Origin of the sequence: Allobosea sp. 2RAB26 (assembly GCF_052115465.1) — a bacterium.
Classification (GTDB): Bacteria; Pseudomonadota; Alphaproteobacteria; order Rhizobiales; family Beijerinckiaceae; genus Allobosea.
The window spans coordinates 92277-115673 of record NZ_JBFRGS010000013.1 but is presented as its reverse complement, the minus strand read 5'-3'; the positions used below and the strand labels follow the sequence as shown (position 1 = coordinate 115673).

The window sequence follows — 23397 nt, the reverse complement described above, 5'->3', positions numbered from 1 at the left end:
TTGGGTGCGAGAGAGCTTGGGCCTCTACCATGTCCCGCTGCCCTGTGCACCGGCTCAAGCAAGCCCTCATGCTCCTGACAGAATATGGAATGATGAATGTTGACATTCATCAGCGGTCAATGCTTATCTCCGTTTCGCCGGTTCACGACGGGCGCCCGCGGTTTCTTCGCCCCTTTGGAGCTGCGGGATATTGGCGTGAACCGGTGACCCTCCCTCTCCATCGCCGCCTGCTTGCCCGCGCCCTGAGCGCCGCCTAAGCAAGCGCCATGGCCGCGCCCAAATCCACCCCCGCCCTGATGATTCTCGGTACCGGCTCGAATGTCGGAAAGTCGCTGCTCGTCGCTGGATTATGTCGGCTCTTTGCCGATCGCGGCCTCAGGGTGCGGCCGTTCAAGCCACAGAACATGTCGAACAATGCCGCAGCGACCGCTTCAGGCGAGATCGGTCGCGCCCAGGCTCTTCAGGCCCGCGCTGCCCGCGTGCCGCCGCATGTCGACATGAACCCGGTGCTGCTCAAGCCGGAGAGCGACACAGGCAGCCAGATCGTGCTGCAGGGCCGCGTCGCAGGCCACCTCGCGTCCGGCGATTTTGCGCGGCGCGGCGATTTCCTCCCGAAAGTACTGGAGAGTTTTGAGCGCCTCAGCGCCGGGGCCGATCTCGTTCTCGTCGAGGGAGCCGGTTCGCCGGCCGAGACCAATCTGCGCGCGCGAGATATCGCCAATCTCGGCTTTGCCCGCGCGGCCGGCGTTCCGGCGCTGCTGATAGGCGACATTGATCGCGGTGGCGTGATCGCCAGTCTCGTCGGCACCCATGCCGTGCTCGAAACCGCCGATCGCGAGATGATTCGGGCCTTTGCCATCAACCGCTTTCGTGGCGACGCAGCACTCTTCAAGGACGGTATCACCACGATTTCGCAGGCGACTGGCTGGCCTTGCCTCGGCATTGTGCCCTGGTTCGCCGAAGCGTCCCGCCTGCCGGCCGAGGACGGGCTCGATCTGACCTCCGGCGCGCGCAAGGCCGGCGCCGTGCTCAAGGTCGCGGTACCGGTGCTGCCGGGAATCGCCAATTTTGACGATCTCGACCCGCTGAAACTGGAGGCCGCCGTCGAACTGGTCATGGTGACCCGCGGCGCGCCGCTGCCGGGCGACGCCGATCTCGTCATCCTGCCCGGCTCAAAGACGACGCTCCGCGATCTCGCGGCTTTGCGCGCCGAGGGCTGGGATATCGATCTCGCTGCCCACCGCCGACGCGGAGGTCATGTCATCGGCCTCTGCGGTGGCTACCAGATGCTCGGGCGTACCGTGCGGGATCCTCATGGTCTGGAGGGACCGGCAGGTGAGGCTCCAGGCCTCGGCCTGCTCGAGGTCGATACTGTGCTGGAGCCTGGCAAGACCGTGCGTGAGGTCGCTTTCACCCATGCGCCCAGCGCATCGTCAGGTCGGGCCTACGAGATTCATCTTGGCCGCACCGAGGGGGCCGACACGCAACGCGCGCCCTTCCGGGTTGGTGAGCGGCGGGAGGGAGCAGCCTCGACCGATGGGCGCGTGATCGGCACCTACCTGCATGGCGCCTTTGCCTCAGATGCCGTCCGTGCCGCCATTCTTGCGGGCATCGCGGGCCGAACGCTGTCTTCGACGCTGAATTACGAGGATGAGGTCGAATTGGCGCTCGACCGTCTGGCTGGACATCTGGCTCGGCATCTCGACATCGATGCGATCTGGACCCTCGCTCACGAGCGGGTGCAATCCGACTGATCGAGTTGCGCCGCCTCGGCGTGGCCTGGCCTGCGACACTTTCACCGCACCCCGGTCTACCCGCCCGGCGACGGATTGACAAACTGGTCAGTTTTGCCGTCTACCGGTCAGAGATGTCAGGAAGATTTGGCTAAAGTCTTTATTCGTCATGGAGTTGACGAATGACGAAATTCATCATAATGAACAATTCCCATCCGAAATCGCCGAGCAACTGAACGAGAAACCGAGTTGAGTCATCTTGAGCGGGATACGAGGCAGTGCATCGTCGATACGGCGGAGCGCTTCTTTCGTGACATCGGCTACCAGAAGACCACGGTGGCGGACATCGCCAAGGCACTGCGGATGAGTCCCGCCAATGTCTATCGGTTCTTCGACTCCAAGAAATCCATCAATGAGGCCGTCGCCGAGCGCTATATGGGCGAGATGGAGGCGGCAGTTACGGCGATCGCGCGGGAAAAGCGTTCCGCTGCCGAGCGGCTTCGGGATATCCTGATCACCAACAACCGCATCAACTCGCTGCGTTATCTCGACCACCACAAGGTGCACGAGATGGTCGCTGCTGCGATGGAGGAGAGCTGGGAGGTCGTCCAGGCCCATATCGGGCGCTATGACGGCATCCTGCGCGGTGTCGTGGCGGAAGGCATCGCTTCGGGCGAATTCCGACCGATGGACCCGCAAGTCGCCACCGCCTGCGTGCGCTTTGCGATGACGCCCTTCTGCCATCCGATGCTGATCTCGCAATGCCTCAGCCTGCCGGGGCCGAGCATCGAGGCGATGGTCGATTTCATTCTCGCCGGTCTCGGCTATTCGCGCGCCAAGGTCTCGCACGCGGAGGCCTGATTTCGCGCGCAGCGCGCTCTTTGCCTGCCGCTTCGCGTTGACAAGGCGGCACGGGAGCGGGATACCCCGCCGGCCATGGCCCTATTCACCAAGCAGAATACCAAGAAGCTCGCCGTCATCGTCCATGATCTCGTGGTCACGGCGCTGGCAATCGTTTCCGTTTTTGTGGTGCGGTTCGAGGGCGGGCAGCTCGATGAGCATCTGCGCTATCTGCCGAGCTTCCTGCCGTTTTTCGTCGCCTATGCTGGCGCGGTCTACTGGTTTTTCTCGCTTTATCGCTCGAAATGGCGCTTCGCCTCGCTTCCGGACCTGTCGAACATCGTCAAGGCGGTCACCGTCCTGTCGCTGTCGCTGCTGGTGATTGACTATCTCCTGTTGTCACCGAGCCTCTACGGCGCCTTCTATTTCGGCAAGATCACCATCGCACTCTATTGGCTTGTGCAGAACGCGCTGCTCGGCGGCCCGCGCCTCGCCTATCGCTACCTCAAATATTCCCGTTCCAAACAGCATGCCGAGCGCGACGCTGCGCTCCCCGCGCTGCTGCTCGGCCGCGGCGTCGAGGTCGAGATGGTCATTCGCGCCATGGAAGCCGGGACCATGCGCAAATTGAAGCCTGCTGGCATTCTGTCGCCGCGCGCCGATGATCTCGGCCAGTCGATCCGCGGCGTTCCCGTGCTTGGTCTGCTGTCTCAGATCGAGACGGTCGCTGGCGACGCGGCCGAACGCGGTGAGCCGTTCCGCCGTATCGTCGCCACTTCGAGCGCCTTGGCACCGGAAGCCGAGCCGGACAAATGGCTCGCCCGGACGCGCAGACTCGCCTTGCCGATCTCGCGGCTCGATTCCTACGGCGAAGGCGGGACCGAGACTGAGCTGGCACCGCTGGAGATCGAGGACCTGCTCGTCCGCCCTTCGGTCAAGATCGATCGCGATCGGCTGGGGTCCTTCCTGAAAGGCAAGCGCGTCATCGTCACCGGCGGAGGTGGCTCGATCGGCTCGGAGATCTGCCTGCGCTGCGCGGCCTTCGGTGCTTCGGAGCTCCTGGTGGTCGAGAGCTCGGAGCCGGCGCTGTTCCAGATCACCGAGGAACTCGCGGCTCATCGGCTGGAGACAAGGATCTCGGGAGCGCTTGCCGATGTACGCGACCGCGCCCGGATCACGCCGCTCTTCACGGCGTTTGCCCCCGACATCGTGATCCACGCCGCAGCGCTGAAACATGTGCCTTATCTTGAGGCCGACTGGGCGGAGGGCATCAAGACCAATGTCTTCGGCTCGATGCATGTCATCGATGCCGCGATCGCTGCTGATGCCAAGATCTTCGTGATGATCTCGACCGACAAGGCGATCGAGCCCGTCTCGATGCTGGGAGCGACCAAGCGTTTCGCCGAGATGTATGCCCAGTCGCGCGATGCCGAGTTTGTCGCAGCAGCCTCCGGCATGCGCCTCGTTGCCGTGCGCTTCGGCAACGTGCTGGGCTCGGTCGGCTCGGTGGTTCCTAAGTTCAAGGCGCAGATCAAGCGCGGCGGTCCGCTGACCGTGACCAGCCCGGAGATGATCCGCTACTTCATGACGATCCGCGAAGCCTGCGATCTCGTCCTGACCGCCGCGTCGCATGCCCGCGCCGCAGGGCCAGAGACCGAGCGCGCGGCCGTCTATGTGCTCAAGATGGGCCAGCCGGTCAGGATCATGGATCTGGCCGAGCGCATGATTCGGCTCGCTGGCTATGAGCCGGGCGTCGATATCGAAATCGCGATCACCGGCGTCCGCCCTGGCGAGCGTCTGAACGAGATTCTCTTCGCGCATGACGAGCCGATGGCCGAGACCGGGCTCGACGGCGTCATGGCGGCGAAGCCGAGCTTCGCGGCGCGCGCCCGCATGCAGGGCTGGTTCTCGCGCCTGGAAGCCGCCATCAAGGCTGAGGATCGCCTTGCGGCTGAAGCGGTGCTGGAGGAGGCGATTCCGGATTTCAAGCTGCGTCAGCAGCCGCGGCCAGCTGCGCCAGTGCCGGAAGCGTCGCTGCCGGTGGCCGCCAACCGGCCCTGATCAGCCCCTCGGGGCGCGCGACGAGCCCGCCACTGAGCTTGGCGAAGGCCTGTTCCTTCCCGGCCAGCCGCGCCGCCTGCCTCAGGAGGGCCGCTGGAATGGGCAGGAGGCCGGGCTTGCGCCCGAGGCCGGAGCGCATCGCCGCGATCATCTCGGCCACGCTGACGGGCTCGGGGTCGGCAACCGTGTAGCTACGCCGTGCCGGACAGGCGGATGTCAGCGCGAAGAGGATCGCGTCGACGAGATTCTCGATGGCGAGCAGCGAGCGCGGGGCATCGAGACCGCCGAGGGGCAAGGGTATCGGCAAACGGGCCAGCTTCAGGAGCGACGCCATATTCGCTTTGACGCCGGGCCCATAGACCAGAACCGGCCTTAGCGAGATCCAGTCGAGACCGAGCGTGGCGAGTCCCAGCTCCGCCGCCAGCTTGGAGCGGCCATAGGCATCGTCCGGTGCTGGCGCGTCGCTCTCGCGAAAATGGCCGTCAAAGGCTCCCGTGAGTGCCTTGATTGAGGAGACATAGACAAATCGCGCGGCGCCTGCTTGCAGAGCAGCTTCCGCCAGCGCGAGCGTCGCCTCAGTGTTGATGCGCCGGTAGAGCGATTCATCGAGACCCGGCCCGGCATGGGCGAGGCCTGCGAGATGGACGACATGGCGGATGCCAGCGACAGCCGGGCGCCAATCCACCGGCTCGGAGAGATCGCCGATCACCACGCGCTCGATGCCCTCATCCGCGGGGCTCTCGCGCCGCTGGGCTACCCGGACGCCATATCCCCTCGCACGAAGGCCGGCGACGACATGCGGGCCGATGAAGCCGCTCGCTCCCGTAACGAGAACACGTTCGCTCACGGCCGGATCCGCTTGCTGGCGAAGCGCCGCAGCAGCAGCCCGGTCAGCATCGCTGCAAGGGCAAGACAGATGAGCTGTTGCCAAAGCGCGGGAACGGCGACGCTGAGTCCGGCAAGCGCGATCAGGGCAAGGTTGAGCAGCGCGACCTGCATCACGACCTCTGGAACGCTGAAGCCGTTGACGGTGGCCTGCTGGTAGAAATGGCTGCGATGCGCCTCCCAGACTTTCTCCCCGCGCGCCAGCCGCCTGAACAAAGTGATCGTCGAATCCGCGACATGGTAGAGCGGCAGGATCAGCGCCGCGGTCAGTGCGCCGGTTCCCGCCAGGCGGTAAAGCAGATAGGCGCTGAGCAGACCGAGCGGCAGCGAGCCGACATCGCCGAGAAAGAGCCGCGCCACGGGCTTGTTGAACGGCGCGAAGCCGATGATCCCGCCGAACAAGGCGGCGGCGAGTAGGCCGCTGGCGGGATCGAGCACCCCGCTGGCGCCCGCCAGGGCAAGCGCACCGGCCAGCGGTGCGATGCCGGCCACGGTGATCCAGTCGATGCCGTCCATGAAATTGGCGAGATTGACGAACCAGAGCCCGGCGACGAGCGCGAGAGCGCGCTCGAGCCCGAGCGGCATGAGGTCCGGGAACAGCCTGAGTTCGGGAGCGGCGCAGAACAGCACGATCCCGACGCAAAGCGCCTGCAGGACGAGCCGTGTCGCGGCCGGAAGCGGGCGGATGTCATCCCAGGCTCCGACGACCGCCAGTGCCGTTGCCGCCGCCATGACCCAGACCAGATCAGCGCGCGCCGCCGTTGGAAGGGGAAGGAGCAGCAGAGCCAGGATCAGCGCGAGAAAGGCCCCGGCAAGAACTGCGATGCCACCGCCCTGTGGCGTCGGCTGCGTATGGCTGGAGCGGGCATTCGGCCGCGCCAACGCATAGCGGACCAGCAGGGGCCGCAACAGCACGCAGAGCGCCGCCGATGCCGCGGCAGCCGGAATGATGATCAGCAGGAGAGCAAGATGGGAGTTCAAAGCGCCGGGACCATAGCGGGACGGCGCGGGCCTGCAAGCGTCTTCAGCTTGCGTTGGGGCGCACAAAGAGTGAACATGTGGGTATGTTGCTTCCCGATTCCGTGCTCAACCCGCCGCCTGCCCGCCCCGACATCACCCGTGCCGTCTGCCGCGGCGCGGCCAGGCATCTGCGTGAGCGTGGCTATGCTATCGTCAAGGAAATGACCTTTGCCAATGGCCGTCGGGGCGATATCGTCGCCTTGTCGCCGACCGGCGAACTCCTGGTCATCGAGGTCAAGTCGGGCATCGAGGACTATCGCGTCGATGGCAAATGGCCGGATTATCGCGACTATTGCGATGGTTTTCTCTTCGCGGTCGCGCCGGAATTCCCGCGCGAAATCCTGCCCGACGATGTCGGGCTGATCATCGCCGATAGCTATGGCGGCGAACTCCTGCGCGATGCGCCGCGCCATCCGCTCGTGGCTGCGCGACGCAAGGCGCTCACGATCGCCTTCGCCAGGCTGTCTGCCCAGCGCCTTGCCTTGATCGAGGACCCGCCGCTCTAGATCAGTGGGCCGGATATCCGGTCCAATGATCCAACCTTCAGTGCCTGCATCGGCTTTCCCGAAAACTGTTATCCACTTTTCGGGCCGATGCTTCAGCGCGGGGCGCGCTTTGCCAGGATGCGCTGCAGGGTGCGCCGGTGCATGCCGAGCCGCCGCGCCGTCTCAGAGACATTGCGGCTGCACAGCTCGTAGACACGTTGGATATGTTCCCAACGGACCCGATCGGCCGACATCGGGTTTTCCGGCGGCATCGGCCGCGAATCGCGCGCGGCTGCCAGGGCCGAATGGATTTCGTCGGCGTCAGCGGGTTTTGCCAGGAAATCGAAAGCACCGAGCTTCACGGCACTGACGGCGGTCGCGATGTTGCCGTAGCCGGTCAGCACGATGCCGCGCGCGTCGGGGCGGCGCTCTTTCAGGCGGGCGATGACATCGAGCCCGTTGCCATCGGCAAGGCGCAGATCGATGACAGCAAAGGCCGGGGCCTCTTCCTCGACAGCAGCAAGACCAGCCGAGACACTTTCGGCGATGCGTACGGAGTAACCCCGCCCTTCCATGGCCCGCGCGAGTCGGGTCAGGAACGGCTTGTCGTCGTCGACGAGCAGCAGGGTCATGTCCGATTGGGCGGCGTCGTTCAGCGCCTGTTGCATCTCAACTCTCCTGCCACCGGTTCGGGCCGGCGAAATTGTAACGCGATCATGGGTTTCGCGCATCAGGACGGCGAGAAGGGGCCGTCACCCTCAGGTAGTGGCATTTCCCCCCGTTTTGAAGACCCGGAAGGTTTTGCGTCGGCCTCGAACACCGCCCTCGGCCAGACCATGCGGACGGACGCGCCGCTCGCCGGGGATGGCAGATTCGAAAATTCGAGCGCGGCACCGCCGCGTTCCAGCAGCGTTTTTGCAATGAAAAGTCCCAGGCCCAAACCGCCGCCGGCGCGACTTTCTGCCGCTGCGCGCGAGAGATAGGGCTCGCCGGCGCGCATCAGGACGTCGGGAGGAAACCCGGGGCCATCATCGGCGATGGTCAGCATGACATGCATATCGGTCCATTGTGCGATGATCGCCACTTCGGACCGGGCGAAGTCGACGGCATTGTCGACGATATTGCCGAGGCCGTAGATCATGCCTGGGTTGCGTCGGCAGACGGGTTCCGGCTTGTCTCCGATCATCTCGATGCGGAACGGCACGCCGAATGGCCGCTGCGGGCCGGCCGTCTCTTCGATCAGCAGGCGCAGCGAGAGTTGGTCGAGCGGGCCAGCATCGTCGTCCTGAAGCGAGGTCAGCTTGCCGAGGATGCCGCGGCAGCGCTCGACCTGCTCGCGCAGCAGCGTGATATCCTCCGCCATCTCGCCTTCCGGCGGGGCCAGCCGCGACAATTCTCGTGCCACCAGGGCGATCGTGGCGAGCGGCGTGCCGAGTTCATGGGCTGCTGCTGCGGCGAGGCCGTCGAGCTGCGAAAGGTGCTGTTCGCGTGCCAGGACCAACTCCGTCGCAGCGAGAGCCTCCGAGAGGTCGCGCGCTTCCTTGGCGACGCGCCAGGCATAAATGCCGGTGAAGCCGAGCCCGAGCACGAGCGCGATCCAGTTCCCGGCCTGGTAGAATGGCGGCAGGACCGGCCGGTTGGGCCCGGCCCAGGGCAGGGGCAGATGCGTGAAGTTCAGCACGCTCGCCAGCACGACGGCCAGTAGCCCGAGCAGCATGGTGCGCTGCGGCGGCAAGGCTGTCGCCGAAATCATCACCGGCGCCAGGAACAGAATGGCGAAGGGATTTTGCAGGCCGCCGGTCAGGTAGAGCAGGGCTGCGAGCTGGATGATGTCGAAGGCCAACAGTGCGGTCGCCGCATCCTCGCGCAGCCTGTGGCTGAGCGGAAAGCGAATGCGCAGCGCAATGTTCAGCCAGGCGGAGATGGCGATGGCGAGGAAACACCAGCCGAACGGCAGGGTGAAGCCGAGGCCAAAATGCACGCCGGCGACCGCGAGGCTCTGGCCAGCGATAGCAAGCCAGCGCAACCGCACGAGGGTGTCGAGGCGCAAATGACGGCTGGATCGTGCCAGCGGCGGGAGATCGGCATCAGGGACCGTCATGACGCCCATGCATCCGATGACGGGCCGGGGTTTTGCAGTGCAAAACTGTGGCATTTTGGCATTGAAGGAAAATCTTAGCCTTTTGCCGGATTGAATGAGAGCAGAAACAATCTAGGCTGCGCTGTTTGTTGCGGCGCATCATCAGGTGCATCCGGCACCCGGGAGACGTCGCTGCATGTATGGAGCTGCCATGTCGTTCGCTTATCACGCCTACGAAGCGGTTCATACGATGGTCGCGCCCGTTCGTGGCATGTCGGATGCGCTGCAGCTGGCGTTCAAGAACCCAGCCAATCCGCTGACCTACACGCCGCTCGGCCGCACGGTCGCTGCGTCCTGTGAACTGTTCGAACGGATGACGCGCCGCTATGGCAAGCCCGCCTTCGACCTGAACGAGACCACGATTGGCGGCGTCAAGGTCGCCGTCGAGGAACGCGTCGTCTGGGAGCGGCCCTTCTGCAAGCTGGTCTATTTCGACCGCAAGATCGCCGGGCGTCGCAAGCCGCAGCCCAAGGTGCTGCTGGTTGCCCCGATGTCGGGCCACTATGCCACGCTGCTGCGCGGCACGGTCGAGGCGTTCCTGCCTGGCCATGAGGTCTACATCACCGACTGGACGGATGCCCGCCTGGTGCCGCTCGCCGCCGGTCGCTTCGATCTCGACGATTATATCGACTACGTCGTCGGCATGCTCCAGACGCTCGGCCCCGACACCCATGTCATGGCCGTCTGCCAGCCTGCGGTTCCGGTGATTGCCGCGATCGCGCGGATGGAAGCGGAGAATGATCCCAATGCGCCGCGGTCGATGACCCTGATGGGTGGTCCGATCGATACCCGCCGCTCGCCGACCGCAGTCAACCAGCTAGCTATGGAGCGCGGGACCGAATGGTTCCGCCGCAATTGCATCACCATGGTGCCGTTCCCGCATATGGGCGCCTTCCGGGAGGTTTATCCCGGCTTCATGCAGCTATCGGGCTTCATGGCCATGAACATCGACCGACATGTCTCGGCTCACTACGAGATGTACAAGCACCTCATCGCCGGGGATGGCGATTCGGCCGAGAAGCACCGCGATTTCTATGACGAGTATCTCGCGGTCATGGACCTGACGGCGGAGTTCTATCTCCAGACGGTCGATACCGTATTCGTTCAGCATGCCCTGCCCAAGGGCACGATGATGCATCGCGAGAAGCCGGTTGATCTGAAGGCCATTCGTCGCGTTGCGCTGATGACGGTCGAGGGCGAGAACGACGATATCTCGGGCGTCGGCCAGACTCAGGCCGCCCATGATCTATGCGCCAATATCCCGGCCGACAAGCGCGTGCATTACCTCCAGAAGGGCGTCGGCCATTACGGCGTCTTCAACGGTTCGCGCTTCCGCGCCGAAATCGCGCCCCGCATTTCCGACTTCATGGTCAGCCTCGACATGGAGGCAGCCAAGGTGCGCCGGGACGACAGCGCGGCCGTCGCGCGCAAGGCCTTGAAGATCGCGAACTGAAGCCCTTCCGCATCGCCCGCGAATCCAGCACAATTGCGGGCGATGCGGCTCTCCCTGTTCAAGCGCCAGCCTGATCCGGATCGGATCGAGGTCGCTCATGGCGGCACGCTGTTCTCCGTTGCGGTGAAGCGGCGCGCTGCCGCTCGGCGGATGACGCTGCGTGTCTCGCAGGCGACCGGCGAGATCACGCTGACGCTGCCGGAACGCGCAGACTTCCTCACCGGTAAGATCTTCGCCGAGAATCATGGCGGCTGGATCGCGGCAAAGCTCGCCAAGCGTCCGCTTTCGGTGCCCTTTGAGCCGGGACAGGTCGTGCCCTTTCGCGGCGCGCCCCACCGGATCGTGCATTGGTCGAAGGTGCGCGGCATCACCCACGCCACAATCGACAAGGATGGCACCGCCATCATCGCGGTCGCCGGCGAAGCCGCCCATGTCGCGCGTCGGGTCAAGGATTTCCTGCGCCGCGCCGCACTCGAGGATCTGGAGCGTGCGGTCAGGCACCATACGGGAACACTCGGCATCCCCGCCCGCAAGATCACCATCCGCGACACCACGAGCCGCTGGGGCTCCTGTTCGTCGAGGGGGCACCTGAATTTCTCCTGGCGCCTGATCCTCGCCCCGCCACTGGTGCTGGACTATCTCGCGGCCCACGAAGTCGCGCATCTCAAGGAGATGAACCATTCCCATCGCTTCTGGGCGCTGACCCACAAGCTCTGCCCGCGGACGGAAGAAGCGGAAGCCTGGCTGAAGCGCCATGGCGCAGGGCTGCACGGCTACGGCTGAGGCTGTCGTGGCCGGAGGCGTCCGGCTCGACTTGAGGCGCAACCTCCCCTAACCCGGCATCAGCCGAAACAGGGATGGTCTCGTGAAGCTGCGCCCCGACACGCTCGCAATGACCGCGGTCCTTGCCATGCTGACGGCCCTCGGGCCGCTCTCGACCGATTTCTATTTGCCGTCCCTGCCCGAGATCGTTCGTGTCATGGGCACCGACGTTGCAGGGGCGCAGGCGACGCTCTCCGCCTTTCTGTTCGGTTTCGCCGGAGGCCAGATCGTCTGGGGGCCGCTCTCGGATCGGTTGGGGCGCAAACCCGTGCTTCTCACCGGCCTGGCGCTTTTCCTGATCGCGACCCTGCTCTGCGCGCTTGCGCCTTCGATCGAGTGGCTGGTGGCCGGCCGGGTCTTGCAGGCATTGGGCGCGTCCGGGCCGATCGTGCTCGGCCGGGCCATGGTCAGGGATCTCTATGAGGGGCCCCGCGCCGGCCGGGAATTCGCCCGCATGGGCATGATCATGGGGTTGGTCCCGGCCATTGCGCCGGCGGTCGGCGGCATCCTGCAGGCGGCCTTTGGCTGGCGCTCGACCTTTGTCGCGACGCTAGCCCTCGCGCTGCTGCTGGCGGTCGTGATCATCCTGTTCCTGCCGGAAACCATCCGCGCGCGTTCATCGGAGCGGCTGTCGCTGCTGGCGATTTTCCGCAGCTTCGGCGTCTTGCTCAGGAACCGTCCCTATCGTGTCTATGTCGCGATCACGGCCTTGGCCTATGGCGGACTCTTCGCCTTCATCTCCGGCTCGTCCTTCGTGCTGATCAGCATCTATGGCCTGTCGCCGCGCGATTACGGCCTGTCCTTCGGGTTCGGGGTGCTCGGCTTCATCCTGGGCACCATCATCGCCCAGCGTCTCGTCGGCCGGCGTGGGCTCGACGGCGTCATTGCGATCGGCGTGGCCTTCCTGGCTGCGGGCGGGCTGAGCATGCTGCTCTGCCTCACCGCCGGCTTTGGCGGCCCCCTCGGCGTCACGATACCCTGGGCGATCTATTCGATCGGGATCGGGCTCAGCATGCCCCAGGCGCAGGCCTCGGCGCTCATGCCGTTTCCGGATCGCGCTGGTGCTGCATCATCCTTCGTCGGGCTCTGCCAGATGCTGTTCTCGGCCTGTGTCGGTCTTGTCGTCGGCAAGCTGCTGACCGACTCCGCGCTGCCGCTGCCGGCGATGATGTCGCTGCTCGGCGTGTCGGCACTGGTCCTGTTTCACGCCTCGCGCAAGCTGCGAGCGGCCAAGGCCTGAAAAGGCTCAGCCGCCGAACAGCCGCTCAAGGAAGTTCTTCTCCTGCGGCGCAGGCGGCACCCAGGCGCGGTCCGAGCCAGCGCCCGCTGTCTGGGTCTGTGCCGGCGGCTGCATGCCGGCCACTGGCGCGCCGCCATCGAAGATCGATTTCGGCCCCGCGCGCCACAACCCACCCGGCAGCGGCGATGGCTGCAGGCCGACATGGGCGGCCTTCATGTACTTGCCCCAGACTTCGAGTGGCAATCCGCTGCCATAGACCCGCTTCATGGCGCTGTTGTCGTCATTGCCGATCCAGACGGCGGTCACCAGCTTGGAGGTGAAACCGACGAACCAGGCATCGCGGAAATCCTGCGTGGTTCCCGACTTGCCGCCGACTTCCCAACCGGCGAGATTGCCCTTGCTGCCCGAGCCGCTGGCCATGGTCTCGTGGAACATGGCGTTGACCATCGGCAGCACCTGCGGCTGCACGACTGTCCCGAAACTCGTCGCCTTGCGGGCGTAGATCACCTTGCCCGAGACGGATTTCACCTCTCGGATGACATAGGGCAGCACGGACTGCCCGCCATTGGCGAAGCTGGCATAGGCCGTGGTGAGCTCGATCGGCGTCACTTCCGAGGTACCGAGTGCGAGCGAGCCATTGGCCTGGAGGCCCGAGGAAATGCCGAGCCGCTGCGCGGTGCGCACGACTTCCTTCGGCGTCACCTCCTGGTTCAGCTTCACCGCGACGGTGTTGATCGAATGGGCGAAGGCGGTCTGCAGGGTCACCGGGCCGCGATAGGTGCGGCTGTTGTTCTCCGGCTGCCAGCCCTTGATCGAGACCGGGGAGTCGTCGCGGATCGTGTCCGGCGTCAGGCCATGCTCGATTGCAGTCAGATAGACGAAGGGCTTGAAGGATGAGCCTGGCTGGCGCTTGGCGGCGGTCGCGCGGTTGAACTGGCTCTTGGTGTAGTCGCGTCCGCCGATCAGCGCGCGCAGAGCCCCGTCCGGCGCCATGGAAACGACGGCGCCCTGGCTGGCATTCAGCTTCCCGCCCTGCGCGGCCAGAGACTCGACAAGGGTCGTTTCGGCCGCGGCCTGCAGCTTTGGATCGATCGTCGTCAGCACCGAGACGTCGCCCTCGACCGCACCGATGAAGTCGTCGAGCACGTCCATGACGTAGTCGGCCGCATAGTTCACCGAGCCGGCGCCGACACGTTCGGCCGCTTCCGCCGGGGCGACCAGTGCCGATTTCGCCGCAGCCTGCGAGACAAAGCCCTGCTCGGCCATCGCGGCGATCACGAGCTGCGCCCGTTTCTCGGCCGCATCCGGATTGCGGTTGGGCGCCAGCCGCGACGGTGCCTGTACCAGGCCCGCCAGCATGGCGGCTTCGGGGACGGTGACCGAGCGGGCGGACTTGTTGAAATAGCGCTGCGCCGCCGCCTCGACGCCATAGGCGCCGGAGCCGAAATAGACGCGGTTGAGATAGAGCTCGAGGATCTGGTCCTTGCTGTAGGTCTGCTCCAGCCACAGCGCCAGGATCGCTTCCTGGATCTTGCGCGCGGCGGTGCGGTCCTGGGTCAGGAACAGGTTCTTGGCAAGCTGCTGCGTCAGGGTGGAGCCGCCCTGGACGCCACCACCCCGGTTGGTGACGTTGCGCACCATGGCGCGGGCGATGCCGATCGGGTCGATGCCGAAATGCTCGTAGAAGCGTCGATCCTCGATCGCGACGAAGGCCTTGGGCAGATAGGGCGGAATCTCGCCAAGCGTCACGGTACGCCCGCCGGTCTCGCCGCGATTGGCGAGCAGCGAGCCGTCGGCGGCGAGGATCGCGACATTCGGCGGACGCTTTGGCACGGTGAGCTGATTGATCGGCGGCAATTGCGCCGCGTGATAGGCCACCAGCCCGCCGACACCGATGACGCACCAGAGTCCGAGGACCAGCGTCCAGTACATCATCCGGCCGAGGAAGGAGCGGCGCTTGCGGCCACGCCGCCGGCCCCCGCCATTTCCGCCCCCGCCCTTGCGGATCTTCGGCATCTCTTCTCTCGGCTCCTGACGTGCGGCGCCGCGATGGCTGCGGCTCGAGCGATCATCGGCGGAGAGGCGCATGTCGAAGGCGTCGGAACTCTCGCTCCGCCCACCCTCGAAGGACGGCTCGCGCCGTTCGCCGCCTCGTCTCGCCCGATCGTTCATTCTGCCCCGTTCAGCCCCGTGAAACCGCGCCCTTTGCACCGAAAACGCGCGAGCTTCACACAGGAGTCAAACATGGCGCTTTTAAGGGCCGGTTAAGGGAAACCAGATTCCAGCACGGGCCCGGAGCAGCGATCACTCGGATTTGTGGCAAATGCGCCAGCCATGGCACTTCGCCGGGGAATGTTGCAGTGCAAACGTTCTTGTGAATTGAAAATCGCGTGAAACCCGACAACTTCGCCGCGCAGCCCAGATGCAATGCCGCAATTCGGCACGAATCCAGCCTGTTCCGACGTACTCGAGCCTCCGCGACCTAGAAGGTTATGTCCGAATGCAAGCCTCCAACCCCCTGAGCCGCTTTGCCCCGCAGGCTCTCGCCGTTTTGCGCATCGTGACCGCGCTGATCTTCATCATCCATGGCACTCAGAAGCTCTTTGGTTTCCCGGCCGCGCCAGCCAGCGGCCTGCCCGCCGCCTTCACTCTGTTCTGGTTCGGCGCCATTCTGGAGGCTGTTGGCGGTTTCCTGATCCTGATCGGCCTGTGGACCCGTCCTGTCGCCTTCGTGCTGGCTGGCGAAATGGCCTATGCTTACTGGATGTTCCACGCACCGCGCAGCATTTACCCGCTGCTTAATGGCGGCGATGCGGCGATCCTCTACTGCTTCATCTTCCTTTACCTGGTCTTCGCCGGTGCTGGCGCCTGGAGCGTCGATTCCCGCTCGAAGGGCTGATTCTTCGACGGAACGGCGCGCCATTCGCCCAAAAGAAAAGCCCGCCTCCCCCAGGGAAGGCGGGCTGATTTTTTGGCCCGACAGGCCGATAGAACTCAGACAGAGGCCGAAATCCAGCGCGAAAGGTCGCTCTTAGGGGCCGCGCCGACCTTCTGCGAGGCCAGCTTGCCGTCCTTGAACAGCATCAGGGTCGGGATCGAGCGAATGCCGAACTGGGCGGGAATGGCCTGGTTTTCATCGACATTCATCTTCACGATCTTGACCTTGCCGGCCATCTCACCGGCGATCTCCTCGAGCGCTGGGCCGATCATCCGGCAGGGGCCGCACCACTCGGCCCAGAAATCGACCACGACCGGCTCGCTCGACTTGAGGACATCCGCCTCGAAGCTCGCATCGGTTACCTTGTTCGTCGCCATGGCTTCTTCGCCTTTCAAAAGCAGTTCGCAGCACTGCTGCATTCGACACCGAAGCTATGAACGCCGGCAGCCCGGGTCAAGTTTCGTCGGCCTTGCATTGAAGCAGGGCTACCCTGCCAAATTCGCCAGAACGGCATCGAGCGCAGCGGCTTGCGGCTCCAGTGTCGCGAGCGTCGCGGTGTAGATCACCAGGGTCCGCACCTGCCGCCCCGGATAGATTTGCCCGATCAGGGCGCGATAGACGGCGAGCTGGGCTTGCGTCGCGGGCGGGATCGCCGATTCATCGGCCGGCGGGCGCGACGCCGTCTTGAAGTCGGCGATCAGTACCTCGTTCTCCGTGACGGCGAGCCGGTCGATCTGGCCCGAGACGGCGCGCACTGCACCATTCGCAAGCGTGATCTCGCCGGCAATCGGAACCTCAGCCAGCGATCCGGATGAAAACAGGGCGGAAAGCGCAGGGTCGCGAAGCAAAGCCAGGGTCTGGCCGATGACCTCCTGGCGTCGTGCGTAAGGCAAACCAGCTCCGCGCAGGGCGGCGAGTGCCTGTGCCGTCGCGTTGCGGCCCGGCGCGTCGACATCCGGCAGGATCTGCAGGAGCAGATGCGCCAGCCGGCCGGCTTGCGCTGCCTCGGCAAGGAATGGGCCGTCGCCCGGCCGCTCGGCCGCGTCGGCGGCGCTGATCGCATTCGACGGCTTGAGCGGTGGCAACGGTTCCTGTTCGGCGGGCGCGGAGGCGCGGAGCCAGCCGGGTTCGGCGAGCGCCGGCTTGGACTGCGCCTCCTCCACAGGACCGGTGGGCTTTGGTGCCGAGACCATGAAGCGCCGGATCGTGCCGACCCCGTCCGGTGCGGCGACCTCCTGCAGGCCCGATGTCGCGAGCGAAAGTCCGCTTTCGATCATCGCATACCAGCTTCCGGGCGGCGCCTCGCCTTTGGCTTGCGCTCCGCAGACGATCAGTCGGTCCTCGGCCCGGGTCATCGCGACATAGAGGAGGCGATGATGTTCCTCCGCAAGCTGGTCGACGACCTGCGCCTTCGCCCTGCGGGTCGCCTCCGCATCGTCTGCCCTGGCCGGGGGCCAGATCGGCACGAGTTTGCCCCTGGGAGGTTCCACCGCGAGAATCTTCGGCAAGCGCTTGGCGCCCGGCTCGGGGGCGAGATCGGCGAGGATCACGACTTTCGCCTCCAATCCCTTCGAGCCGTGCACGGTCATGACGCGCACTTCGCCTGCGCTGCTGGAAAGATCGCGCTTAACCTCGGTTCCGGCCTGGGTGATGTGGTGCAGGAAGCCGGCAAGCGATGGGCCGTGTCGTCGCTCATAGTCCAGCGCCGCGTTGAGAAAGGCGTCGAGCGCGTCGCCGGCCTCGGCGCCTAGCCGAGCCAGAGCGAGATTGCGCCCGCCTTCCGGCCCGAGCAGCTGCGCAAAGAAGCGAAATGGCCCGATGCGCCGTGCGTCGTCACCGAGTTGGGAGAGTCGTGCTTCGATGGCGGCAAAGCGCGGCTCGCACTCGCCGATGCCGTGCAGGGCACCGCGCAGCGAGCCCTTTCGCTCCGGCGCGAAGCGCATCAGATCGTCGTCGTCGAGGCCAAGCAGCGGCGTCTTCAGCGCGATGGCCAGCGACAGGTCGTCATCGGGCAGGAGCAGCGCCCGGCCGAGTGCGACGAGGTCTTCGACCGCGGGATGTGTCGCGAGGCTCAAGCGATCGCGACCGGTCACCGGCACGCCCGCATCCTTCAGGGCTTTGACGATCGCCTCGAACAGCGGCCCGCGCTGGCGCAGCAGGATCATGACGTCGCCGGGCTTGAAGCCGTGTCCGAGATCATCCTGCCCGCTGCGCGTCCAGCGTGCCAGCACGCCGGCGATGCGCGTTGCGAGCTTCACGGTCCCGCTACGCTGCTCGGGCGCGTCGACCGGAGTCGTCCAGGCATCCGGCGGCTCGCTCTGGTCGTCGGCCGATAGCGGCCAGAGATCGACTGCGCCGGGGTCGCCCTGGCGCACGGTGTCATGCACCTCCGGCCGGGCGCTGCCGTCGAAGACCAGCCCGCGGGCGTGCTCCGCCACCGCGAAGACGATGTCCACCGCCCGCATGATGTCGGGCGCCGAGCGGAAGGAGGTGTTGAGGCTCACCGCCTCGAATGCGAGCTGCGCCTGCCGGATGTTCAGCCCGAGCCGGGTCCGCTGCTCGCCGAAGGCGCTCGGCGCGGCACCCTGGAAGCCGTAGATCGACTGCTTCTCATCGCCGACGACGAAGATAGTCCGGGGCTTTGGGCTCTCTGCGCGCGTGTCCCGTCCGCCCGTGAACTCGTCGGCGAGCGCGCCCAGGATCGCCCATTGCGCCTCGCTGGTGTCCTGGGCCTCGTCGAGCAGGATGTGATCGATGCCGGCATCGAGCTTGTAGAGCACCCAGGCGGCCTCGACCCGCGAGAGCAGGGAGCGCGTCTTGGCGATCAGGTCGTCATAGTCCAGCAGCGAGCGCTCGCTCTTCAGCCGCTGATAAGAGGCGAGCATCCGTGTCACCAGCAGCGCGAGCGCGTGGCTGCGGTCGCGGATGGCAATGGCGTTGAGCTGGTCGACTGCGCCGAGCAGGAGGTCGGCAAGAGTGTCGAGCACGGCCATCAGCGCCGGCTCGAGCTCGGATTTGCCCTTGCCCCTGATATGCGCGTTGACCGTGCCTTCGGCCGTGATGAAGCCGGAGCGGCAGGTTGCGATCGGGTCGCCCTCGAATTGCTGCGCCGTCAGGCTGCGCAGCGCAGCCGCAAATTTCTGCCGGGTCGCGCTACCGGCTTCCAGCGCCGAGACGAGAGCGGCAAGTCCTGGAACGGAGGCAAGATCGCGTCGGAAATCGGCCAGCACCTCGTCATTCGTCAGGTCCGGTGCAATTCCCAGGAAACCCGAAATGCCCGTGCGCATCTCCTGCGCCGAGCGTGCGCGGCCGTCTGCGTCGCTGAACAGGGTGCGCTGGCGCAAAGCCTCCTGCATCATCGCGTCAAAGGTGTCCTGCGCCGCCTGCCTGGCCAGCAGGTCGAGCGCCTGTGCCTCCGCGCCGGCAGGATCGGCGGCAATGGCCGCGAGCAATTCGCGCCTTGCGTCGTGCAGCAGCTCGGCCTGCGCGAGATCGTCGGCAACCTCGAAGCGCGGCGGTACGTTCGCCTCGAAGGGCGCAGATTGCAGAACGCGCGTGCAGAAGGCGTGGATGGTCTCGATCCTGAGCCCACCCGGCGTCTCCAGCGCCTCCGCGAACAGCCGGCGAGCGCTTGCCTGCTGCCGCGCCGTCGCGCGCTCGCCGGTCAGGCTTTGGAGCGCCGCGGAAAGGGCCTCATCCGGCATGGTCGCCCAGGCGCCGAGCGCCTTGAACACGCGGTTCGCCATATTGGCGGCCGCCGCCTTGGTGTAGGTGATGCAGAGCATCCGGGCCGGCGCGACGCCGTCGAGCAGCAGTCGCAACACGCGGTTGACCAGCACATGCGTCTTGCCTGAACCGGCATTGGCCGAAACCCAGGCGCTGAGATCGGGCCGGGCGGCAAGTGCCTGGCGTTGGTTGGTCTGCGGGGGAACGATCCAGCCGGGCTTCATGTTTCGCCTCCGGGCTCGTCGCCACCCGGTGCCGCCGACCACTCCTTGACCCGCGCGAGCTGGTCGTAGGGGCTGGCATATTTGATGTAGTCGGGCGCGCGCCGCGAGACATAGGCTTCGCGCCCGCTGCGAAGCGCATGGAGATGCTCGATCAGCCGTTCGAGATGGCGCGCGGCGACATCGGCCAGAGGCTCGCCATCGAACTCGAGCGGCTTGTCCTTGGCCCAACCCTTCGGATCGTGATGGAGCTTGAGATAGAGCAGCGCGTCGACCGGTGCAGGAGCGATATCCTCGCGAAATCCGGATCGCGCCGCGAGCTCGGCTTCCAGTGTCAATTGCGGCGCAAAACCCTTCTCGACCTGCGCCTTGCTTGGTGGAGCTCCGGTCTTGAAGTCGATGATGCGCAGCGAGGGCTGCCGCGTGATCTCGATTCGGTCGGCCCGCCCGCTCAGTCTGAATTCCGCGCCGTCCGGCAGCTTGAACGTCGCCGCGGTACCGCGTTCGACTGCAACCCGTGCCAGCTCGCCGCGCCGGCGCTCCTCCCAGCCGATGAAATGACTGGCGGTCAGGAGGAAGCGCGGCCACCAAAAGGCGCGGACCTCGGGTGTATCGTCAAACGCCTGGAACAGGCGCTTGCCGATCGCGATCAGGTGATTGAGTGAGTCGGCCGGCAATTGCTCCGGATAGGTCTCCGCGAAAGTCCCGACAATATCATGCATCAGGTTGCCGCGATCGCTGGCGCCGGGGTCGCCAACGAGCTCGGGAAGGGCGTCGAGCTTCAGGATCTTGCGGGCAAAGATCTGGTAGGGGTCGCGGTAGAGCGTCTCGACCTCGGTGACGCTGAGCGCGACGGGCTGGAGCTGGCGCGCGGGCCGCGGAGCAGGGCGGCCGATTGGTTTGGCGTCGGCGGGTTTGCTCAGGAGTGAAGCAAGCCCGGTCAGGCGGGCTCCCCTGGCCGCGGCCCCGTTCCAGACATCCTGAGGGGTCACGGCCTTGAGCCTTTGCCAGAAGCGCGAGGCGATGGTCTCGGCCTCGCCGGCCTTGCGCGCGCGGGTCAGGGTCACCCGCTGCGCCATCGCGCCCTGGATGAAATCATGCGCGGTCTGGCCGATGCGCCGCTCGGGAGCGCTCAAGCCCAGTTCGGCCCGCATCGGCCGGTTCAGGAAGGAATCGGTCTTGGCCTCCGGAGGCCAGACGGACTCGACGAGGCCGCCCAGCACGACATGGTCGGCTTCCAGCAGGCGCGCTTCCAGCAAGCCCCAGATCTTGACGCGAGGATGGCCCGTCCCGCTGCGTCGGACCGATGTCTCGGCCAGCAGGCTGTCGAGGATCGCAATGACATCGCGGGGATGGCCGGCCTCGGGAGCATCGGGGAGGGCGCCGTCGATCTGGTCGAACAGCCCTGCAAGGGCCTCGCCGTCCGGCCCGACGAAGGCGAGCGTGGCGCCACTCTCCGCCCGACTGAGTGCGACCAGGGCATCGCGACTTGCCGTCACCACAGTAGCGAAGGCAGGCAGCGGGGCGGCCAGTGCTGCGAGCAGCGGCGCCATGGCGGCCTCGAGGGCGTCGAGAACCAGGCCCGCGGCGGCGAGATCCGCGCTGTTCAGGCGCCTGCGCGGCGCAGGCGCATGCCGGTCCTGCATCAGTCCCGGAACCGCCGCAAAACTGTTGCGCAGGCCCGCAAATCCCTTTGTGACAGCCTCGCCCCGCCAGGCGCCGATCTCGAGCGCCGCCGCGCCCTGCGCCACGGTCTGTCGCGACAGTCCGAGCCGGCAAAGCGGGTGGGCGAGCAAGGGAACGAGGCTCGCCGGCATCATCTGGGCTCGCGCAGCCTCCAGGAGGAGGCGCAGCAGGGCGCCGGCCGGCCAGCGCGCGAGCGGCAGGCCAGCGGAATCATCGGCTTCGATGCCCCAGCGCCGGAGTTCCACGACGACTCGTTCGGCGAGGCCGCGATCGGGAGTGATCAGTGCGGCGTGCTTGCCGTCCTGCTCCAGTGTTTCACGGAGCGCGATGGCGACTGCCAGCGCCTCCTCGCGCTCGTCGGCGGTCTCCACGATGCTGATCCCATCGAAGGCTGCTTCAGCCTCGCCCGGGGAAACGCGGGTCGCGAGATCGGCCCAGAATTCCGTGACCGATGCCGGAAGCATCGCCTCGCGCAGCAACGCCGCCCGGGCCGCGAGGCCCGGTTCCGGCCTCGCCAGCGGCTGGGCGTCGTCACGGCCGGCCTTCAATGTCTGGAGCAGCCGATACAATGCCGCCTGCGGGTGGGACGGTGCAGGCTCCTTCTCGATCGCCTCCCAGGCAAGCTGAGCCAGGTCGAGGTCGAGATCGGGCAGTACGACCGCGCCATTGGGCATCCCCGCGATCGCTGCGAGAAGCCGGGCGGTGGCCGGGATCGTGCCCGTGGAGCCCGCAGCAATGATAGGCCCGGTCACGCTGCCGGAAAGCAGGCGTTGGCGTTCGGCTTCGAGCATGCGGTTGCGAAAATCGGCAGGATCGCAGGCATCGCGGCTTTCGAGGATCTTCGGCCAAGCCTCGCCCAGGATGGCTAGGAAGCTCGCATTGAGCTGCCAAACCTTGTCGAAACGAGCGGCGTCAAGGGTCGCCAGCCGCTCGACCGGCACGCCTTCGGTCTGCATCTGGTCGAGCAGGGCGGCGAGGTCGCCAGCCAGCCCCCAGGCCTCGGCCAGCGTTGAAGGCACGAGCGAGGGCTCTGACGGGTCGAGCTTCAGGTGGCTGCGGTTCGCCGTGCGTCCCCAGCTATCGACCAACCGCGCCAGCAGCATCCGCCGCGCCAGCGGGTCGATCGGCCCGACGCGCGCGCCATCCCAGCCGCCCGCGCCGATCAGCGCCGTCTCGGCCTCGTCGACATCGCCGAGCGGCACGATTCGCGGCAGCAGCAGCGGCTTGCCGCCAAGCCTCGCGGACAGGCCGGCGACCAGGGCCCGCGCTGCACGGCGCGTCGGGAGATAGAGCGTCGCACGAGCCATCGCTGCCGGCTCATCCGGCGCGTAGACCTGACCGAATCGTCCGTCCAGCACCGCCTGCGCCAGCACGTCGAGAAACGCTGTGCCGGCGGGGATGGTGAACAGGTTGAGCTCAGCCATGGAAGCTCTGGGCGGCCGCGAATGCGGCTTCTGCCGGCGCGATCGCTTCCGGCGTGCCGACATGCAGCCACTGGCCCTGCAGAACATGTCCGAACAGGCGCTTTCGTGCGATGAGCCGGTCGAAGAGCAGGTTGAGCGAGAACGAGCCCTCGGGGGTGTCGGCAAAGATCTCGGGTTTCATGATGATCACCCCGGCATAGACGACGGGGGCCGTTGGCGCCTGTCCGCGCCGTGTCAGCCGGCCGTCCGCATCCTGGAAGAAGTCGCCGGCGCCGTCGAAGCCGACACTGTCCTCGCGCCGGGCCAGCAGCATCAGCATGTCCATCTCCGCCGGCGTCCAGGCCTCGGCCATGGCCGCAATGTTGGAGATGCCGGTCTCGCTCCAGAGCGAGTCGGAGTTGACGTGGAAGAAGGGTTCGCCGCCGAGCAGCGGGAGGGCCTTCTTCACGCCGCCGCCGGTTTCGAGCAGCTCGTCGCGCTCGTCCGAGATGACGATCCGGGGATGCGTGCGCCCGGCGAGGTGAGCCTCGATCTGTTCGGCGAGATGGTGGACATTGACGACCGCCTCGGTGGCGCCGGCTTCGGCGAGCCGGTCGAGCGCGTGATCGAGCATTGCCTTGCCGCCGATCCGGACCAAGGGCTTCGGCAGGCTGTCGGTGATTGGGCGCATGCGCTGGCCAATGCCTGCCGCCAGCACCATGGCCCGGCGGATCGGCCGCGAAC

Annotated in this window: 17 protein-coding genes; 8 read left to right on the top strand and 9 right to left on the bottom strand. The window is 66.2% G+C overall.

From position 1 onward, the window contains the following. Window positions 1–266 precede the first annotated feature (266 nt). The 3 genes from AB4118_RS23495 (at window position 267) to AB4118_RS23485 (ending at window position 4634) form a co-directional block, all read left to right on the top strand. The gene (locus tag AB4118_RS23495) at window positions 267–1754 is read left to right on the top strand and encodes a cobyric acid synthase (RefSeq protein WP_441492000.1); all 1488 of its coding nucleotides are present in this window, start codon (window positions 267–269) and stop codon (window positions 1752–1754) included. A gap of 228 nt (window positions 1755–1982) precedes the next feature. Continuing rightward, window positions 1983–2594, top strand: coding sequence for a TetR/AcrR family transcriptional regulator (locus tag AB4118_RS23490; RefSeq protein WP_441491999.1), 612 nt, complete (start codon window positions 1983–1985; stop codon window positions 2592–2594). Window positions 2595–2669: 75 nt separating this feature from the next. Further along, complete coding sequence (locus AB4118_RS23485) at window positions 2670–4634, top strand: SDR family NAD(P)-dependent oxidoreductase (RefSeq protein WP_441491998.1); 1965 nt, start codon at window positions 2670–2672, stop codon at window positions 4632–4634. Here the strand turns inward: AB4118_RS23485 and AB4118_RS23480 are convergent. Continuing rightward, on the bottom strand, window positions 4558–5481 hold the full coding sequence (locus tag AB4118_RS23480; RefSeq protein ID WP_441491997.1) for an NAD-dependent epimerase/dehydratase family protein: 924 nt from the start codon (window positions 5479–5481) through the stop codon (window positions 4558–4560). The two genes, AB4118_RS23485 and AB4118_RS23480, sit on opposite strands and share 77 nt — an antisense overlap. Then, entirely contained in the window at window positions 5478–6500 is a 1023-nt protein-coding gene (locus tag AB4118_RS23475) for an MraY family glycosyltransferase (RefSeq protein WP_441491996.1), read from the bottom strand. Before AB4118_RS23475 ends, AB4118_RS23480 begins: the two co-directional genes overlap by 4 nt. Before the next feature lie 83 nt (window positions 6501–6583). Here AB4118_RS23475 and AB4118_RS23470 point away from each other — a divergent pair, with 83 nt between their 5' ends. Next, window positions 6584–7045, top strand: a complete 462-nt coding sequence (locus AB4118_RS23470) for an MmcB family DNA repair protein (protein ID WP_441492060.1) — start codon at window positions 6584–6586, stop codon at window positions 7043–7045. 92 nt (window positions 7046–7137) lie between these two features. Here the strand turns inward: AB4118_RS23470 and AB4118_RS23465 are convergent, their stop codons facing one another. Both AB4118_RS23465 and AB4118_RS23460 read right to left on the bottom strand, forming a co-directional pair. Beyond that, window positions 7138–7692 carry an ActR/PrrA/RegA family redox response regulator transcription factor gene (locus AB4118_RS23465; protein ID WP_043234810.1) on the bottom strand — a complete coding sequence of 185 codons (555 nt, stop codon included), beginning with the start codon at window positions 7690–7692 and terminating at the stop codon, window positions 7138–7140. 62 nt (window positions 7693–7754) lie between these two features. Next, window positions 7755–9125: an ActS/PrrB/RegB family redox-sensitive histidine kinase gene (locus AB4118_RS23460; RefSeq protein WP_441491995.1), complete on the bottom strand. Its 1371-nt coding sequence runs from the start codon at window positions 9123–9125 to the stop codon at window positions 7755–7757. A 190-nt stretch (window positions 9126–9315) separates the two neighbouring features. Between AB4118_RS23460 and AB4118_RS23455 the strand changes: the two genes are divergently transcribed. The 3 genes from AB4118_RS23455 (at window position 9316) to AB4118_RS23445 (ending at window position 12679) form a co-directional block, all read left to right on the top strand. Beyond that, complete coding sequence (locus tag AB4118_RS23455; protein WP_441491994.1) at window positions 9316–10617, top strand: polyhydroxyalkanoate depolymerase; 1302 nt, start codon at window positions 9316–9318, stop codon at window positions 10615–10617. 42 nt (window positions 10618–10659) lie between these two features. After that, a complete protein-coding gene (locus AB4118_RS23450) occupies window positions 10660–11400 on the top strand; it encodes a M48 family metallopeptidase (RefSeq protein ID WP_441491993.1) in 741 nt (246 codons plus the stop codon). An 82-nt stretch (window positions 11401–11482) separates the two neighbouring features. Further along, the gene (locus AB4118_RS23445) at window positions 11483–12679 is read left to right on the top strand and encodes a multidrug effflux MFS transporter (protein WP_441491992.1); all 1197 of its coding nucleotides are present in this window, start codon (window positions 11483–11485) and stop codon (window positions 12677–12679) included. 6 nt (window positions 12680–12685) lie between these two features. Here AB4118_RS23445 and AB4118_RS23440 read toward each other — a convergent pair whose 3' ends face one another. Then, the gene (locus tag AB4118_RS23440) at window positions 12686–14851 is read right to left on the bottom strand and encodes a transglycosylase domain-containing protein (RefSeq protein WP_441491991.1); all 2166 of its coding nucleotides are present in this window, start codon (window positions 14849–14851) and stop codon (window positions 12686–12688) included. Between the two features lie 328 nt (window positions 14852–15179). Between AB4118_RS23440 and AB4118_RS23435 the strand changes: the two genes are divergently transcribed. Continuing rightward, the gene (locus tag AB4118_RS23435; protein WP_441491990.1) at window positions 15180–15578 is read left to right on the top strand and encodes a DoxX family protein; all 399 of its coding nucleotides are present in this window, start codon (window positions 15180–15182) and stop codon (window positions 15576–15578) included. Window positions 15579–15673: 95 nt separating this feature from the next. Here the strand turns inward: AB4118_RS23435 and trxA are convergent, their stop codons facing one another. The 4 genes from trxA to AB4118_RS23415 form a co-directional block, all read right to left on the bottom strand. Further along, window positions 15674–15994 (bottom strand): thioredoxin, encoded by a 321-nt coding sequence (trxA, locus tag AB4118_RS23430; RefSeq protein WP_043235061.1) that lies wholly within the window; start codon window positions 15992–15994, stop codon window positions 15674–15676. 108 nt (window positions 15995–16102) lie between these two features. Then, window positions 16103–19567, bottom strand: coding sequence for a double-strand break repair helicase AddA (addA, locus tag AB4118_RS23425; protein WP_441491989.1), 3465 nt, complete (start codon window positions 19565–19567; stop codon window positions 16103–16105). Further along, entirely contained in the window at window positions 19564–22674 is a 3111-nt protein-coding gene (gene addB, locus AB4118_RS23420; protein ID WP_441491988.1) for a double-strand break repair protein AddB, read from the bottom strand. Before addB ends, addA begins: the two co-directional genes overlap by 4 nt. Further along, window positions 22667–23374 (bottom strand): nucleotidyltransferase family protein, encoded by a 708-nt coding sequence (locus tag AB4118_RS23415; protein WP_441492059.1) that lies wholly within the window; start codon window positions 23372–23374, stop codon window positions 22667–22669. The genes addB and AB4118_RS23415 overlap by 8 nt, the downstream gene beginning before the upstream one ends. Between the last annotated feature and the right edge of the window lie 23 nt (window positions 23375–23397).